Origin of the sequence: Vibrio sp. 779(2023) (assembly GCF_033344285.1) — a bacterium.
In the GTDB taxonomy this organism is placed as follows: Bacteria; Pseudomonadota; Gammaproteobacteria; order Enterobacterales; family Vibrionaceae; genus Vibrio; species Vibrio alginolyticus.
Window position 1 is genome coordinate 15,106 of sequence record NZ_JAWPOM010000032.1, and the last position, 17,693, is coordinate 32,798.

At 46.6% G+C, this 17,693-nt stretch carries 13 protein-coding genes; 3 read left to right on the plus strand and 10 right to left on the minus strand.

What is annotated here, in order from left to right; genetic code table 11:
* Nucleotides 1–59: 59 nt before the first annotated feature.
* Nucleotides 60–3,491: a PAS-domain containing protein gene (locus R8O70_RS23410; protein ID WP_318184387.1), complete on the plus strand. Its 3,432-nt coding sequence runs from the start codon at nucleotides 60–62 to the stop codon at nucleotides 3,489–3,491.
* 90 nt (nucleotides 3,492–3,581) lie between these two features.
* On the opposite strand, the gene R8O70_RS23415 is transcribed toward R8O70_RS23410, so the two are convergent.
* From R8O70_RS23415 to R8O70_RS23435, 5 genes are all read right to left on the minus strand, one after another.
* Nucleotides 3,582–4,967 (minus strand): class II fumarate hydratase, encoded by a 1,386-nt coding sequence (locus R8O70_RS23415; protein WP_017635560.1) that lies wholly within the window; start codon nucleotides 4,965–4,967, stop codon nucleotides 3,582–3,584.
* A gap of 17 nt (nucleotides 4,968–4,984) precedes the next feature.
* Nucleotides 4,985–5,362 carry a hypothetical protein gene (locus R8O70_RS23420; RefSeq protein ID WP_005382370.1) on the minus strand — a complete coding sequence of 126 codons (378 nt, stop codon included), beginning with the start codon at nucleotides 5,360–5,362 and terminating at the stop codon, nucleotides 4,985–4,987.
* A gap of 199 nt (nucleotides 5,363–5,561) precedes the next feature.
* Complete coding sequence (locus R8O70_RS23425; RefSeq protein WP_005382371.1) at nucleotides 5,562–6,044, minus strand: hypothetical protein; 483 nt, start codon at nucleotides 6,042–6,044, stop codon at nucleotides 5,562–5,564.
* A 108-nt stretch (nucleotides 6,045–6,152) separates the two neighbouring features.
* Nucleotides 6,153–7,880 carry a sodium:solute symporter family protein gene (locus tag R8O70_RS23430; protein ID WP_005382372.1) on the minus strand — a complete coding sequence of 576 codons (1,728 nt, stop codon included), beginning with the start codon at nucleotides 7,878–7,880 and terminating at the stop codon, nucleotides 6,153–6,155.
* 12 nt (nucleotides 7,881–7,892) lie between these two features.
* Complete coding sequence (locus tag R8O70_RS23435; RefSeq protein WP_005382373.1) at nucleotides 7,893–8,156, minus strand: DUF4212 domain-containing protein; 264 nt, start codon at nucleotides 8,154–8,156, stop codon at nucleotides 7,893–7,895.
* A gap of 520 nt (nucleotides 8,157–8,676) precedes the next feature.
* On the opposite strand from R8O70_RS23435, the gene R8O70_RS23440 reads away from it, so the two are divergent.
* Entirely contained in the window at nucleotides 8,677–10,428 is a 1,752-nt protein-coding gene (locus R8O70_RS23440) for a potassium/proton antiporter (protein ID WP_005382374.1), read from the plus strand.
* On the opposite strand, the gene R8O70_RS23445 is transcribed toward R8O70_RS23440, so the two are convergent.
* From R8O70_RS23445 to aspA, 4 genes are all read right to left on the minus strand, one after another.
* Nucleotides 10,425–11,054, minus strand: a complete 630-nt coding sequence (locus R8O70_RS23445; protein WP_005382375.1) for a response regulator — start codon at nucleotides 11,052–11,054, stop codon at nucleotides 10,425–10,427. The genes R8O70_RS23440 and R8O70_RS23445 overlap by 4 nt on opposite strands.
* Nucleotides 11,055–11,248: 194 nt before the next feature.
* Nucleotides 11,249–13,081 (minus strand): protein-disulfide reductase DsbD, encoded by a 1,833-nt coding sequence (locus tag R8O70_RS23450; RefSeq protein ID WP_258625436.1) that lies wholly within the window; start codon nucleotides 13,079–13,081, stop codon nucleotides 11,249–11,251.
* Between the two features lie 161 nt (nucleotides 13,082–13,242).
* On the minus strand, nucleotides 13,243–14,550 hold the full coding sequence (locus R8O70_RS23455; RefSeq protein ID WP_005382378.1) for an anaerobic C4-dicarboxylate transporter: 1,308 nt from the start codon (nucleotides 14,548–14,550) through the stop codon (nucleotides 13,243–13,245).
* Nucleotides 14,551–14,726: 176 nt separating this feature from the next.
* Entirely contained in the window at nucleotides 14,727–16,178 is a 1,452-nt protein-coding gene (aspA, locus tag R8O70_RS23460; protein ID WP_005382379.1) for an aspartate ammonia-lyase, read from the minus strand.
* Nucleotides 16,179–16,609: 431 nt separating this feature from the next.
* On the opposite strand from aspA, the gene R8O70_RS23465 reads away from it, so the two are divergent.
* Nucleotides 16,610–17,128: an FxsA family protein gene (locus tag R8O70_RS23465; RefSeq protein ID WP_005386383.1), complete on the plus strand. Its 519-nt coding sequence runs from the start codon at nucleotides 16,610–16,612 to the stop codon at nucleotides 17,126–17,128.
* A 70-nt stretch (nucleotides 17,129–17,198) separates the two neighbouring features.
* Here R8O70_RS23465 and trmL read toward each other — a convergent pair whose 3' ends face one another.
* Complete coding sequence (trmL, locus tag R8O70_RS23470) at nucleotides 17,199–17,678, minus strand: tRNA (uridine(34)/cytosine(34)/5-carboxymethylaminomethyluridine(34)-2'-O)-methyltransferase TrmL (protein WP_258625445.1); 480 nt, start codon at nucleotides 17,676–17,678, stop codon at nucleotides 17,199–17,201.
* Nucleotides 17,679–17,693 lie beyond the last annotated feature (15 nt).

Below are 17,693 nucleotides of genomic sequence, written 5' to 3' on the forward strand. Positions count from 1 at the left end.
GAGAGGTTTTTTTATTCTCTTGCTTTAAAAGTAGCAAGAAAGGCAAGAAAGGATATCGGATGCAAGGATGGCTGGTGGTTCCCGTTTCTTTAGCGTATTTGGGAGCTTTATTTATCATCGCGTGGTACGGCGACATTCAGAAAAGGTGGCTAGCACGCTGGCGGCCTTGGATTTATAGCCTTTCCATTGCGGTGTACTGTACATCATGGACCTTCTACGGCACGGTCGGGCAGGCCAGCAGTAATCCTTGGTCTTTCTTGCCCATCTATATTGCTCCCATTTTAGTGTTTACCATCGGATGGCGCGTTTTAGCTCGGCTTATTTTGATTGCTAAACGGGAACACATCACGTCGATTGCTGACTTTATCGGAGCACGCTACGGTAAATCCCAAGGTTTGGCCGTGGTTGTTACGCTCATAGCGGTTGCGGGAATTTTGCCGTACATCGCTTTACAGCTGCGTGGTATCACTATGGGGCTTGAAATTATTGCTCCGGAGCTGGCTACTGATTTTGGTTATCAAAACGATAGCGTGTCGTGGTTTGTTGTGGTCGCATTGGCGATTTTTACGATGCTATTCGGTACCCGCCACATCGATAACACGGAACACCATCGTGGGATGATGATGGCAATTGCCTTCGAATCCATTATCAAACTGCTGGCTTTTTTAGTGGTCGGTGTCTTCATTGTTTGGTTGGCGATGAACACCGAGAGTTTGAGCTTACTTGATGTTGCCGCGCAGACGTATCAGTCACCAAATATCCCGACTATATTGATTCATACTGTACTGACCATGCTGGCGATCGTTTGCCTTCCGCGACAATTCCATACGATGGTGGTGGAAAATGAACGTGCTCAAGATTTGCACGTGGCTCGTTGGTTGTTCCCCATTTATCTGATCTTAATGGGGATTTTTGTTTTACCTATTGCGTGGGTAGGGCAAGGCCTCTTGAGTGGCGCTTCGCCTGATACTTATGTCATCAGTGTGCCGATGTCGGTAGGGGCGAGTGAAATCGCCTTACTTGCGTTTCTAGGCGGTACTTCAGCGGCAAGTGGCATGGTTATCGTATCGACGATTGCCTTAGCGATCATGGTCTCGAATGACTTGGTTATGCCATTGCTATTGCGTCGCATGCGACTGACGCAGCGTAACCATCACCATTTTTCTGAATTATTACTGCGGATCCGCCGTGGTTTGATTTTAGTTTTGTTGATTGGCGCGTGGTGTTTCTATCAAGCGTTGGACACCATTCATTCACTTTCTGCTATCGGCTTTCTCTCGTTCGCGGCTATCACGCAATTCGCTCCTGCGCTGGTTGGCGGTATGTATTGGCGTCAAGGGAATAAGAAAGGTGTGTATGTTGGCCTCGCGGTGGGTTTTGCTACCTGGTTGATTACGTTAATGAGCCAAACAGACATGCTTGCCGGAGACGCCAGTAATAACTTCCTGATCTGGTTGATTACGCCACCAGAGGTATTGGCTAGTTTTGATATCGCGATTTCAGATTGGGGGATGATCCTCAGCGTGGTCGCTAATGCAGTGTGTTTTGTTGTGGTTTCTATGGCTACCCGACCAAGCCTAAGTGAGCGCTTACAATCGGCATCATTCGTTGGTACACCGTTGCCTGAAAGCGAAAATATGAGTCTGTACCAGAGCCGCGTTACGGTTGCAGAACTGGAAATGCTAGCGTCCAGATTTGTAGGACGAACGCGAGTTAAAGCGGCGTTTCAAGCCTACTGGAGCCAGCAACGAGAAGAGTTGATGCCGAATCAACAAGCGCCATCTTCTCTGATTCGGCATACGGAGCGTGTGCTAGCAGGGGTATTTGGAGCATCTTCTGCCAAGTTAGTACTTACTTCCGCTCTGCAAGGAAGAAACATGCAGCTTGAAGAGGTGGCGACTATCGTCGATGAAGCCTCTGAACTGTACGATTTTAGTCGGGGTTTACTCCAAGGCGCGATTGAGCATATTGGACAAGGTATTGCGGTCGTCGATAAGCAACTACGCTTGGTTGCGTGGAACCAACGCTATTTAGAACTCTTTGAATTTCCGCCAGGCCTGATTCAAGTAGGTCGACCGATTGCGGATGTGATTCGGCACAATGCAGAGCAGGGGTTGTGTGGCCCTGGTGACCCTGATGACCACGTCCGTCGCCGTGTTTATCACCTTGAGCAAGGGACTCGGCACACCTCTTCTCGGGTTCGTCCCGATGGTCGCGTGATAGAGGTGCAAGGTAACCCAATGCCAGGTGGTGGCTTTGTGATGAGCTTTACCGACATCACCGTATTCCGTGATGCAGAGCAAGCACTGAAAGACGCCAACGAGACATTGGAAGAAAGGGTACGTCTGCGGACTCGAGAATTAGAACAACTTAACAAGCAGCTGGTGGAAGCGACGCAGCGCTCGGATTTGGAATCGAAGTCCAAATCACGGTTCTTGGCGGCAGTAAGCCATGACTTGATGCAACCGCTCAACGCGGCGCGTCTATTCGCATCTTCACTATCGGAAGTCGCCAAAGACAGTGAAGCCAAAAAGCTGTCAGCACACATTGAAAGTGCTTTAGAGGCTGCCGAAGACTTAATTGGAGATTTGCTGGATATCTCGCGTTTGGAATCGGGCAAGTTGGAAGTCAACGTGCATGGCTTTGCGTTAAATGATGTGTTATCGAATTTGAATGCTGAGTTTAGTGCGTTAGCCAAACAGCAAGGTATAGAGTTCACCATGATTCCGTCCTCACTCATGGTTAAGTCGGATCCCAAACTGCTGCGCCGTGTGGTGCAAAACTTCCTGACCAATGCGTTTCGTTATAACCCGAATGGCAAAGTCGCACTCGGTGTTCGCCGCGTGAAAGGGCGAGTGCGTATTGATGTATGGGATAATGGAGTGGGGATTGAAGAAGAGAAGCAGCAAGAGATTTTTGAAGAGTTTAATCGCGGAACTCAAGTTCGTTCCGACCAAGGTCTCGGACTTGGTTTGGCGATTTCGAAAGGAATTGCTCAGGTACTTGGGCATGAAATTTCGATGCGCTCTTGGGTTGGAAAAGGCAGTGTTTTTTCCATCACCCTAGATAAAGCTGATCATGTTCAGCCTCATCCAGTTCACGTGGCGATGAATAAGCAATCTGAACTTGGTCATCTGAGAATCCTTTGTGTCGATAATGAGCCTGACATTCTAGTCGGCATGGAAAACTTACTTTCCCGATGGGGCTGCGATACACGAGTTGCGATTGATTTAGTTGGAAGTCTACAAGCGCTTGAGGATGGTTGGATTCCGGATGTAATTTTCTCCGATTACCGACTTGATGATGGTCGTACTGGTTTAGAAGTGCTACAGCAATGCCGCCTGAGATTAGGCCACAGCTTTGAAGGCGTCATCATCAGTGCAGATCGTACCGATGATATGCTTGATGGCATCAAAGCAAATGGGTTCAGCTTTATTGCTAAGCCAGTTAAGCCGCTTAAGCTGCGTTCGGTGCTCAATCGAGTCGCTTAGGATTGGAGTGTTTGAAAAATCGCTATAAAAGAGACCTCCGAATGGAGGTCTCGATATTTGTAATCTTAGTTGATAGGCTGAGTTTGCCGTTTATTCTGCGACGCCGCCTTGGGTCAGTTTGGCTGGATTAAGCAATCGCTCTAGTGTGGCTCTATCCAAATCAGTTTCTTCTTCCGCGACATCAATAATCGCGCGCCCCTGTTTGTAGGCTTTTTTCGCGACTTCTGCCGCTTTTAGGTAACCAATGACCGGGTTGAGAGCCGTGACCAAAATTGGGTTTTTGGCGAGTGCTACATCCAAGTTATCTTGGCGAACTTCAAACGTCGCAATGGCTTTGTCAGCTAAAGCGGTTGCGCTGTTAGAGAGTAACTCGATGCTCTCCAATACGTTATGAGCAATAACTGGCAACATGACGTTAAGCTGGAAGTTGCCCGCTTGGCCTGCGACGGTAATGGTGGTGTCATTACCAATGACTTGCGCTGATGCCATAGCTGCGGCTTCTGGGATCACAGGATTTACTTTGCCAGGCATGATGGAAGAACCCGGTTGCAAGCCTTGTAATTCTATCTCACCTAAACCAGCCAATGGGCCTGAATTCATCCAACGAAGATCGTTTGCGATCTTCATGATCGCAACTGCTGCTGTTTTGAGCTGTCCCGACAGAGCGACGATCGCATCTTGACTGCTTAAATTGAAAAAGAAGTTATCACTGGCCGTGAACTGAATACGAGTTGACTGGGTTAGGTTGCTAGCGAATAAGTCTGCAAAGCGTGGATCGGCATTGATCCCCGTTCCAACCGCCGTACCACCTTGGGCTAAGGCTTTTACAGCAGGAAGTGCTTGTTCAATCGCTTGTTTTGCGTGCTCGATTTGGAACTGCCAACCGCCAAGTTCTTGAGCAAAGGTAATTGGCATCGCGTCCATTAAGTGGGTGCGACCGGTTTTTACAACATCTTTCAATGCTTGTTGCTTAGACTCTAGTGTTTGGCTTAGGTGTGACAGGGCCGGGAAGAGCTGTTTTTCAATGGCTAATGCTGCGCTAACTTGAATGGCCGTCGGTACCACATCGTTGCTGCTTTGTCCCATGTTGACGTGATCATTAGGGCTGACAGTGCCGCCTAGATGCTGGGAGGCCAGTGTTGCAATTACTTCATTCGCATTCATATTTGAGCTAGTGCCTGATCCTGTTTGGAACACGTCAATTGGGAATTGCTCAATATGATTGCCTTCGATAATTGCTTGAGCTGCGTCAGCAATCGCGTTGGCAATATCTCCTTCAAGCAGCCCTAGCTGTGCGTTGGTGAGTGCCGCAGTCTGCTTGATGTGTGCTAACGCTTTGATAAAACCAGATGGCATTTTATGTTGACTGAATGAGAAGTTATCGACGGCGCGTTGAGTCTGGGCTTGGTAGAGAGCATCTGCAGGGACAGTAACTTCGCCCATACTGTCAGTTTCTATGCGGAATTCGGTGCTCATGGTAGGGATCCTTTTGGTTAATCAAGTGAGATTTGAATCAGGCGTAATTGTTGTTGTAGTGCGAGAAATTTCACGTCGCCTTGTTCAAACTGGTAGTAATAGCGTTTGAGACAGAATAATGGCGTATGGATAGAATCGAGACAGACACGACGGAAGATACGACTGCGAGTTGAGTCTTGAATTGCGTCTAGTAAATGGAAATAAACCTGACGTAAAAACAGCTCACACAACAATAGATTTTCTTCATCGGCATCGTGTTCATAACAAGAAGACAACACCATTCCCCAATGAATATAGTCATGAATCACGTCTGGCTCAAAGCCATGTGGTGCGGCGAGAAGGAATCTATCTTGGGCTTTAAAAAATGCGTTAAAGATGTCCCGTTTGTTGTCCATAACCACCTCTCATTAAATGTAATGATAATTATTATCAATTAACTTGTGAGTTGGCAACCCTTTTTAGAGTAAGAGGTTGTTGAAGAAAGACTTACGGAAACAAAAGCCGACGCAAAGGCGTCGGCTGAGTAGGAATTCATTTATGCTGAGTGAAACTAAGTCACTGTCGTTTGAATACCGGTGAATTAGCTTGTCACCGTTATTCAGTAAATAAGGTTTCGTACTTCACAAATGCGGTTTGTGTTTCACCATAATACAGTGTACCGCCTGATTGAATGACGACTCTTAACCAGCTTTCTGCAGATGCAGGCTTTGGTAAGGTGATGTACCAGCTTTGGCCTGCTTGATCGGCGGGCTTCATATCAATCGGTTGAGCGTTTTTCTCTTTGTCACTCACAATAGAAACTTTAACACCTTCGAGTGGGTAAGCGGCGTTGAGTGATAATTCTAAGTTATTTTTAGTGAGTTTTTCCGAGCGAAATTTCACTTTAAAATCGCCATTTTCCATATCACACAGACCACTGGTGTAACGACAATTAGACTTACTCGCGAGTTTGTAAGTTTCCCCTTCTTGCGCCGCGTGGGGCTTCTCGCTGAGGGCCATATCGGTACCGAAGTAAGCGATCAAAGAGAGAACTGGCGCAATCAGTAGAGCGAGAATAAAGTGCTTGTTTTTGAACATCTTGGCTTCCTTGCAACGACATACTGCGAATATGGTAACTGAAAAGTGAGAATAAAAAAGCCCCGGACGGCTGGTTCCAAACGGGGCTTTTGTGGTTTTGATTAGTTTTTAGTGATCCACTGCACTACCAGCACCTACTGGCACGCGAACGTGTTCGACTAGGTCTTTTACTTCTTGTGGCGTTTCTGCTGTTACTTTGGATACAGCGAATGCGACGATGAAGTTAAATAGTGCGCCAATAGCACCAAACGCGTTTGGCTCAATACCCAGGAACCAGTTTGTTCCCCAGCTTTCTAGATATTTCCAATCAGCAACGAAAAGGATGCCTTTGTGTTGGAATACGTAGAACAGCGTAATACTGATACCCGCAATCATACCGGCGATTGCGCCTTCTTTGTTGATGCTCTTGCTGAAGATGCCCATCATCAATGCAGGGAAGATGGATGAAGCGGCAAGACCAAAGGCGAGTGCTACCGTACCTGCGGCAAATCCAGGCGGATTTAAACCGAGATAGCCTGCGGCTGCTATCGCTACTGCCATTGATATTCGACTAGCAAGTAGCTCTTTTTTCTCGGATATGTTCGGATTGATAACCCCTTTGATTAAGTCATGGGAAATAGCTGAAGAAATGGCGAGTAGTAAACCTGCTGCGGTAGATAGTGCAGCTGCAAGACCACCTGCTGCCACAAGTGCAATCACCCAGTTTGGTAGTTTAGCGATCTCTGGGTTAGCCAATACCATGATGTCGTTATCAACGCGCAGTTCGTTGGTGGACGCATCTGAAGTGTATTGGATATTGCCATCGCCATTTTTATCGTCAAAACCGAGTAGTCCAGTTGTTTCCCAGTTTTTGAACCACGCAGGACGCTCGTCATACGCTAGGTGCTGACCCGGAGCTGGATTTACCGTATTCATTAGGTTGAGACGAGCCATCGCTGATACCGCTGGTGCAGTAGTGTAAAGGATGGCGATGAAGATCAGAGCCCAACCTGCTGATGTACGTGCGTCGCGAACCTTCGGCACGGTAAAGAAACGGATAATTACGTGTGGTAGACCGGCAGTACCAATCATCAGTGACATGGTGTAGACAAACATATTAAGTGTGTCGCCACGTACTTGGGTCGTGTATTCACTGAATCCGAGTTCGGTCACCACTTGGTCAAGCCGATCGAGTAGATAGACATCGGTACCAGCCATGGTACTCCCTAGACCAATTTGTGGGATTGGGTTACCAGTGAGTTGCAGAGAGATAAAGATTGCAGGGATAGTGTAAGCAAGAATGAGTACGCAATATTGAGCAATCTGCGTGTAAGTGATGCCTTTCATGCCGCCAAGAACCGCGTACATGAAAACGATACACATACCAATTAATAGGCCAGTGGAGTAATCCACTTCTAAGAAGCGACCAAACGCAACGCCCACGCCTTTCATCTGACCGATAACATAAGTCACTGATGCGATGATAAGACAAACAACCGCTACGATACGTGCTGTGTTGGAGTAAAAGCGTTCACCAACAAACTCTGGCACCGTAAACTTACCAAATTTGCGTAGGTAAGGTGCTAGCAACAGCGCAAGCAGAACGTAGCCACCAGTCCAACCCATTAGAAATACTGAGCCGCCATAGCCCATGAAGGCAATTAAGCCTGCCATTGAGATAAACGACGCTGCGGACATCCAATCGGCTGCGGTTGCCATACCGTTTGCAATCGGGTTTACACCGCCACCAGCAACATAAAACTCTTTGGTTGAGCCGGCGCGAGCCCAAATAGCAATCCCGATGTACAGGATGAACGTGGCGCCAACGACCAGGTAGGTAATAGTTTTCAAATCCATCTGAGTGACTCCTTATTCGTCCACGCCGAATTCACGGTCAATTTGGCGCATCTTCCATGCGTAATAGAAAATAATTCCTAGGAACGCATAGATGGAGCCTTGTTGAGCAAACCAGAAACCGAGTTTGTAACCGCCTAGTTGAAATTGATTTAGTACGTCGACAAATAAAATGCCGCAGCCGAAAGACACGACGAACCAGATGACCATTAGGCCGATCATGAGCTTCACGTTTTTGTCCCAATAGGCTTTGGCTCTTTCTTCGCTTTCAAATGCCATTGCCGTCTCCTTACGATTGGTATTGTTGTTAATGAAATGTTTCAATATGTACATTAGCAAGGTGTTGGCAATAACTCTTTTCAACTTTAGTCGGGGTGTTAAAAATGAAGAACCCTCATATTATGGGCTTTTGCAGCGAACAAAGGGGTAAAACGTTATGTTAATAAACTGTTAAGTTAGCCAAAGGTCTAAAGGTTGATTGGATAAACAGGCATGATTAAGACGGGCCATTAATCTTTTCTTCATTGAACTTGGAGATGCTGTGTAAGTATTGGTGGTGATCTTGTGGCTCTTAAAGAGAGAAGGCGTAGATAAGAAAGCTCACAAGTAATTTATTTACATAAAGTTTTCGCATCAAATCACCGTTTTAACGCACAATAAAGTAATATAACTGAGTCATTCTCGTACAACCTCGCATTTTGAGACGGTGTAAAGGGGAGGCAGATTAGGGCATTACCTCATTAACGAAGTAGCCTTGCTCATCACAATTATTATCGTTTTTCATTAAGGGAGGGTGAGAATGGACGCAGACACCATTAACAGTTTTTTTCTAATAGGTGCGTTGTTAATCGCACTTAGCGTTCTTTTAAGCCCAGTGTCTTCTAAGTTGGGAATCCCAATTCTTTTGGTATTTTTAGCCGTTGGAATGCTGGCGGGGGAAGATGGCTTAGGCGGCATTTTATTCGATAACTTTTCCATCGCTTATTTGGTTAGTAACCTCGCATTAGCCATCATTTTGCTTGATGGTGGGATGAGAACGCGGGTCGCCAGCTTTAGGGTTGCGTTATGGCCCTCGGTCTCTTTGGCGACATTTGGCGTTGCGATCACCACCATTTTGACCGGGCTGATGGCAACGTGGTTATTCGACTTAGATTTATTGCAAGGCATATTGGTTGGTGCGATTGTTGGTTCCACCGATGCTGCCGCGGTCTTCTCTCTACTCAAAGGTCGTAGCCTGAACGAACGTGTTGGTTCAACGCTGGAAATTGAATCCGGTACCAATGACCCAATGGCGGTGTTTCTGACCGTAACTCTGATTGCTATTTTAGCGAACCCTGGCGCAGATTTAAGTGCGGGCTTTTTGGCGTTCAGTTTTCTTAAGCAGTTTGGTATTGGCGCGTTACTTGGCTTCGCTGGTGGCTGGATCTTATGGAAAGTTATCAATCGCAATCAATTACCAGATGGGCTGTATTCTATTTTAACGGTCAGTGGTGGCTTGCTTATTTTCGCTTTATCTAACACTTTGGGTGGCAGTGGTATTTTGTCGATTTACCTTGTTGGTCTTTTATTAGGTAACCGTCCAACACGCAGCCGCCACTCTATTCTTCATGTTTTAGATGGTATGACGTGGCTAGCTCAAATTGGTATGTTCTTGGTGCTTGGTTTGTTGGTTACACCATCCAATTTACTCTCTATTGCGTTGCCAGGTCTTGCGCTTGCTTTCGGGATGATTTTGTTTGCCCGACCAATCTCAGTTTGGATTGGTTTACTGCCATTCAAGAGTTTCACGCCACGTGAAAAGTGGTTTGTCTCTTGGGTAGGATTGCGTGGTGCTGTACCTATCATCCTCGCGGTATTTCCGATGATGGCAGGGTTGCCAGATGCTCAACTGTACTTCAATTTGGCATTCTTTGTAGTAATGGTGTCTTTGATAGTACAAGGGGGCACGTTGACTAAGGCGATGTCTCTTGCAAAGGTCGAGCTACCTTCGAAGCCTGAGCCAATTTCGCGTACGGGGGTAGAGATTTACCCGACCAGTGAGTGGGAGCTGTTTATCTATAGACTTAAAGCAGATAAATGGTGCATTGGTGAGCCATTACGTAGTCTTTCGATGCCGGAAGGAACGCGTATCGCCGCTGTATTCCGCAGTAAAGAGCTATTGCACCCATCCGGCAGTACGCGTCTTGAGGAAGATGATACCTTGTGTGTATTAGCACAAGAAAAGGATTTAGATGCACTGAGCTTACTGTTTAGTGAAGCCCCAGAGAAAGCGTCGCTAGCGCGATTCTTCGGTGACTTCTTCCTCGATATTGAAGTGAAGCTTGCCGATATTGCCGTGATGTATGGTTTGAATCTGGGGGATGAACCGCTGGATAAAAGTTTGAGAAACCTTGTCGAAGAGCAATTAGGTAGCACGCCAGTATTGGGAGACCATTTCGAGTGGCAAGGTTTGCATTGGATCGTCGCTGATGTTGTTGATCAGCAGGTCACTAAAGTCGGTATCCGATTGCCAAACGAAAAAAGTAAGTCTGACGATAAGACGTCAATCTAGTCGCTCATTTCCGTCAGCATGATAACGGCTTGCGTGCGGTTCTTTACGCCGAGCTTACGGAAAATCGCTGTCATGTGCGCTTTTATGGTGGCTTCTGAAACATTCAATTCGTAAGCGATTTGCTTGTTCAGCAAGCCATCGGACAACATTCCCAACACTTTATATTGCTGCGGTGTTAGCGCAGCAATCTTTTCCGCTAAGTCATTACATGCCGCGTTATTGGTGATCAACCCTTCAGGGAAGTATGGGTCGCCATTCAGCACTTGATTGAGCGCGTTCACTAATTCGCGCATGTCGCTGGACTTGGGAATAAAACCAAATGCACCATGGCTTTTCACCTGCGTCACGATCGCCGGCTCTTCACTCGCTGAAACGACGACGATAGGTAAATCTGGATGCTCTGCTCGCAAATGAATCAAGCCAGACATACCATTTGCTCCTGGCATTTTGAGATCCAATAGCACTAAATCTGGCTCTTCCTCTCGTTCTAACAAAGCCAGAAGTGCGTCGAGTGAGTCCGCTTCCAGCAAATTTGCACCACTAATAGCCATGTGGATAGATTGAAACAAGGCATTCCGGAAGAGTGGGTGATCATCTGCAATAATGATGGTGTAGGTTGAATCCATGACGTTAAACACTTTTGACTATTTCGTTAAATTTATTATTGTCCAGCTTTGAGAGAGTGGACAATATTTATTCGCTAAAAGTCTGAACCAAATCGACTTTTATTAGGAAAATTGCATATAAACGCAATGTTCTTATTCAAATCTGAGCAATAAAAAACGCCAGTGGACATCACTGGCGTTTGAATATCTGGTTATCAGAACTGCTTGATATGCTCTAAGAAAGGCTCGGCTTGCATAAAGCCAGTCAAACGAGCGTTTGAAACGTGTTCACCACTGGCATCCCAAAACTCAATTGTTGGTAAACCAAGCACACTCATGTGCTTCAGTAGTTCGATGTCTTGCACTTGGTTTTTGGTCACGTCCGCTTGCAGAAGAATGAAGTCTTGCAGTTTGGCTTCGACGCTTGGGTCATGGAAGGTGTACTTTTCAAACTCTTTACATGCTACACACCAATCGGCGTAGAAATCGAGCATGACGGGTTTACCTGCCGCTTTCGCAAGTGCCAGTTGTTCTTCAAGATCCGCCACGTTAGCAATGCGAGTAAAGCTAACAGTGGCTTGCTGAATTTGTGTTGTGCTGTTGCCAAACCAGTAATTTAAGATAGGTTGTGCTGAGGCTAGCAAACCTAAGACGGCGATTATGCCCACGGCACTTTGTTTCCAGCCACCAAACTCTAGACTGTTTTTGATGTGGTATAGCCAACCAAAAGCAGCAATACCCAGTGCTGACCACAGAATCGTTGACCACATTTCTGGCATGATGCGTTCTAGTAAGAAGATAGGTGCGGCAAGCAGAATAAAGCCGAAGAGTGTTTTCACTCGGTCCATCCAACCACCTGCTTTTGGTAGCAGTTTGTTGCCGAAGACCGCAACAAGAATCAGCGGAATACCCATGCCCATCGCCAGCGCGTATAACGCGATACCACCGGTAAGCAAATCGCCGCTTTGTGCCACGTAAAGTAGCGCACCAGACAGAGGTGCCGTGGTACATGGTGAGCACACCAGTCCAGAAATCGCCCCCATGGCGAATACGCCTGCACTGCTGCCACCCTGTTGCTTATTACTTAAGTTATTCAACCATGTTTGAACGCTGCTTGGTAGCTGTAATGAGTACAGACCAAACATAGACAAAGCGAGTGCGATGAACAGTACGCTCAAGCCAATCAGCACATAAGGGTGTTGCATTGCCGCTTGGAACTGCATACCTGCAGATGCCACCACAAGGCCGAGTAGTGTGTAAGTCAGCGCCATGCCTTGCACGTAGACGAATGACAAGCCTAGCGCACGGCGTTGGCTTAGTTTGCCACTGCCAAGCACTATGCTGGTCAGAATTGGGTACATCGGCAGCACACAAGGTGTAAACGCCAAGCCCACACCAAGCGCTAAGAACAGAAGTGGTGTCCACCAGTTATCAGCAAGGTTGGCTGCAAGGCTATCTTGCTGTGTTACTGGCGCCGATGATGTGTCACCAGACGTAGATGATTGCGCCGCTGGTGGCGTTGCTGTTGGTGCCTGTTCTGCTTTTGATGCAGTTGTCGCCGTTGTTGAATCTGAGTTCGACGAAGTAAACGCGCTGATAGGAATCACGCGAGTTTCTGGCGGGTAACAGAAGCCTGCTTTCGCACAACCTTGGTATTGCACCACCACGCGCGCACCGTCTTGCCAATCATGCATTGGTACATTAACGAAGAGAGGTTGAGTATAGATATGCACGTCACCAAAGAATTCATCTTTATGCGGTGTGCCGTCTTCCATTTGCAGTTCGCCTAGCGATACTTTTTCACCAGCTACAGACAAGCGCTCTTGATATAGGTAGTACCCGTCACGTACCTGCCAATCGAGCATCAATTTGTCATCTTGCTGGTAGAAGTTAAATGGAAACGCCTGATCAACCGGAACAAAGCTGTCGCTGCTGCTACCAAAACTGTTGTTCTGGCTATTGTTAAACTGGTCTTTACCAAATAAAGCTAAAGACGGAGTGGAAAAGGTAATGAGCCCTAAGAGTAAAACGGAAAGTAATGCGCGCATAAAAGAGTCAATTCATCTTAGATAATTGCCGTTAGTGTAACTCAATCAGACCCGGAGGCGAGTCAATAAGTTTCATGAAAATGAAGATTTATTGAGCATAAATCAAGACAACAGGCAATAAAAAAGGGAGCCGAAGCTCCCCGAGTAAGACTCTGTTTCTACTAGATCAGTAGACCACCGAATGCGAAGCCAAGTGCTACCGCAGAAGCGATGGTTACCACACCAGGTACAAAGAATGGGTGGTTGAATACGTACTTACCGATACGAGTTGAACCCGTGTCGTCCATCTCAACCGCTGCTAGAAGCGTTGGGTAAGTTGGCAGCACGAATAGCGCACTTACTGCTGCGAAAGATGCAACTGCGGTAAGTGGTGCGACACCGATTGCTAGTGCTGCTGGCATCAGCGCAACAGTGGTTGCACCTTGTGAGTAAAGCAGCATTGAAGCGAAGAATAGAACGAGTGCTAGCATCCATGGGTAGTCTGCTAGTAGCGCACCCGCAACTTCTTTGATGCCGTCAACGTGCGCGTTAACGAACGTAGAACCTAGCCATGCCACACCAAGAACACACACACACGCTGTCATACCAGAGCGGAATGTTGCTGCGGCTGGGATTTTGCCAGCATCGATTTTACAGCTCATTACGATAGCTGCCGCAGCTGCTAGCATTACCGTCATGATAGCTTCGTTACGGCCTAGAGCAGGGTTCTCGATAAGACCCACAGAGCCAGAAATTGCTGCTGCGTAACACACGACAAATGCGATTGCGCCTAGGAAGATGAAGGTTGCTTTCTTCGCTGTTGGTAGGATTTCGCGTTTTGCTTCTGTATTTAGCTTGATTAAGCCTTTTTCTAGACGCTCTTGGTATTCAGCATCGTCTTTTAGCTCACAGCCCATGAAGTTCGCCACGAACGCACCGATCATGCACGCGATGAACGTCGTTGGGATACAGATTGCTAGTAGTGTTAGGTAGTCAACGCCAAATGGGTGCAGCATTGCCGCGAACGCTACAACAGCCGCTGAGATTGGTGATGCGGTGATAGCGATTTGCGATGCTACGACCGCGATAGACAGTGGACGAGAAGGGCGCACGCCTTGGCCTTTCGCTACTTCTGCAATCACTGGCAAAGTAGAGAATGCCGTGTGGCCAGTACCCGCCATTAATGTCATTAGGTAAGTTACGATAGGCGCATAAAAGGTGATGCGCTCAGGATGCTTGCGCAAAAAGTTTTCAGCAACTTGCACCATCCAGTCTAAACCACCAGCTACTTGCATTGCTGCGATAGCGGTGATTACAGACATGATGATCAAAATTACGTCAACGGGAATGTAAGCTTGGCTTGTTGGTACGCCCAAGATCAAAGACAACGCAATGACCCCAGCACCACCGGCAAAACCAATGCCGATACCACCGATTCTTGCCCCCAAATAGATGAAGAGCAGAACCACGAAGAGTTCGACCATGACCATATTGATACCTCTTTAGTTTTTTATTTGATTCTGATTTTTTGAACACTCAGGAACAGGAGTAAATGCTCAGAGAATGAGAACCTAGTGGCTTAGCGGCAATAAAAGCATATAAAAAATGTGGTTAACCGTATGAGAGCCTAAAAAAGGGGCCTGAGTGGCCCCCTTCGGATTCGTTATTACTCGTAACGTTTTGCTTTGTAAGTAGGATGCATGAAGTTTTCTACTGACAAGATTTCATCAAGCTCCTCTGCTGTAAGCAGACCGCGCTCTAGCACGACTTCACGAACACTCTTACCAGTTTCTGCACAAATCTTACCTACGATGTCACCTTCGTGGTGGCCGATGTATGGGTTTAGGTAAGTGACGATACCGATAGAGTTGTAAACGTAGTTTTCGCAAACTTCTTTGTTCACAGTGATGCCGTCGATACATTTATCGCGTAGGTTCACACACGCGTTGTGTAGTAGAGAGATAGACTCAAACACACTTTGTGCGATCACAGGTTCCATTACGTTTAGCTGTAGCTGACCGCCTTCTGCTGCGAAAGAAACCGTGTTGTCGTTACCGAGAACTTTGAAGCAAACTTGGTTTACTACTTCTGGGATAACTGGGTTTACTTTAGCTGGCATGATTGAAGAGCCTGCTTGCATTTCAGGTAGGTTCAATTCATTTAGACCCGCACGAGGACCAGAAGAAAGTAGACGAAGGTCGTTACAGATCTTCGATAGTTTCACTGCTAGGCGTTTTAGCGCGCCGTGAGTCATTACGTATGCACCACAGTCAGACGTTGCTTCGATAAGGTCTTCTGCTGCAACAACGTCAAGGCCTGTTACTTCCGCTAGGTGTTTTACTGCAAGCGCTTGGTAGCCAGTTGGTGTATTTAGACCAGTACCGATTGCGGTTGCGCCTAGGTTGATTTCTAGGAGGAGTTTAGATGTGTAATCTAGAGCACGAATCTCTTCGTTTAGTGTTACCGCCCACGCATGGAACTCTTGACCTACTGTCATTGGTACTGCGTCTTGAAGCTGAGTACGGCCCATTTTCAGTACATCTTTAAACTCAACGGCTTTAAGTTCGAATGCGCCTTTTAGGTACTCAATTGCTTCCATTAGCTTGTGTACGCTGTTGTATACCGCAATACGGAAACCTGTTGGGTACGCACAGTTGGTTGATTGGCTCTTGTTTACATGGTCATTTGGGTTAACAAATTCGTATTGGCCTTTCTCTTTACCCATCAACTCAAGCGCAACGTTTGCGATCACTTCGTTCGTGTTCATGTTAACTGAAGTGCCTGCACCGCCTTGGAATACGTCTGATGGGAACTGATCCATACACTTGCCAGTTTCTAGGATCAAATCACACGCTTCGATGATGTAGTTTGCAACGTCTTTTGGAATAGCGCCAAGTTCTTTGTTTGCTAACGCTGCGGCTTTTTTGGTCATTACCATGCCGCGTACAAATTCTGGTACGTCAGAGATGGTCATATTAGAGATGTTGAAGTTCTCGATCGCACGTAGCGTATGAATACCGTAGTACGCATCTGCAGGGACATGACGTTGACCTAATAGATCTTCTTCAATACGAGTGGCTGGGTTTGCTGTTTTTGGAGCATCAGATAGGGTAGCCATAGCAGGATCCTTAGATGATAATTCTGATAATAAAGTTATTTATTAGCCATTTCTGCAATCTAGAATCCATTCATCAGAATTTTTGGCTGGAAAATCCGTCCTGACTTATGTGGCACATGATACTGCACCTAGCGCATAAAAATAGTAACTAGATCACCTTTTTCGTTTTTCATGAGTCAATAATTTGCAAAGTATGAACGGGTTATTAATAACCCTTTATAGGTACTCGATTTTCCTCGACAAACATGAGTTTTTAGAGTTCGAAATTAGCACTTTAAAAGCACGAAAAAATCGGTATGCAATTGAATGAAACGTGCTCCTGCTACTTTGTCTTAAAGAGAAGGAGACCAGTATGAACACGCTTTTTTACAACGATTCGTTTGAGCTTAGTCTGCTTTTACCATTACACTGAATTAAACAAAGGAGGGCGTGTGTTTCCTATCTTATTATTAGCGTTTATTTTTGTTCCGATCATTGAAATCGGCTTATTTATTCAGGTGGGCGGCTTTTTAGGTTTATGGCCGACCATTGCACTAGTCTTAATCACGGCATTTGTTGGTGCATCGTTGGTTCGTAGCCAAGGTATACAAACACTGATGTCAGTACAGGGGCGTCTTGAACAAGGTGAAATTCCAGCCCAGCAAATTTTTGAAGGCGTAATGCTAGCGGTGGCTGGCGTGCTACTGTTAACCCCGGGCTTTATGACCGATGCCCTTGGTATGTTGGTGTTGCTTCCTGCGCCACGCGCCGCGATAGCTAAATACTTGATGAGCAAAATGGTGGTGAAAACCATGCATGGCGGTGGCTTCCAAGGTGGTTTCTCTAACCAGGGGCCATTTGAGCAAGACCCGTTCCGTCGTGACCCATTTGATTCCCAGTCAGATAATGGCAAGACCTTCGAAGGGGAATACGAGCGTAAAGACGATGATGATCGCAACAAGCTCAACTGATTGAGTTAGACAGTAAAGAAAACAAAAGGGCGCACCAAGCGCCCTTTTCTGTATTTGGAATTCGTGTCGCTTAAAATGCGCCTTCAAAGCCCATTTGACGCCATGCTTCAAAAGCAATGATCGCAACGGCATTCGAAAGGTTTAGGCTGCGCGCATCTGGCATCATTGGAATGCGAATACGCTGCTCCATTGGCAAGCTATCGATGATTTCAGCAGGCAAACCACGAGTTTCTGGACCAAACATCAAAACATCACCCGTTTGGTATTGTGCATCAACGTGGTGACCTGTGGTTTTGGTGGTGCAGGCAAACAATCGGTAGTTACCTTGCTTCTCTTTCTCTAAATATTCTAAGAACGCTTGATAGTTTTTATGACGCGTTACGCGAGCTAAATCATGGTAATCCAAACCAGCGCGGCGGACTTTTTTCTCTTCAAGATCGAAACCCAGAGGTTCAATTAAGTGAAGGTTTGCACCGCAGTTGGCGCATAGTCGAATGATGTTGCCGGTGTTCGGCGCGATTTCTGGTTCGTATAAAGCGATATCAAACATGGTATTGAAATAGAG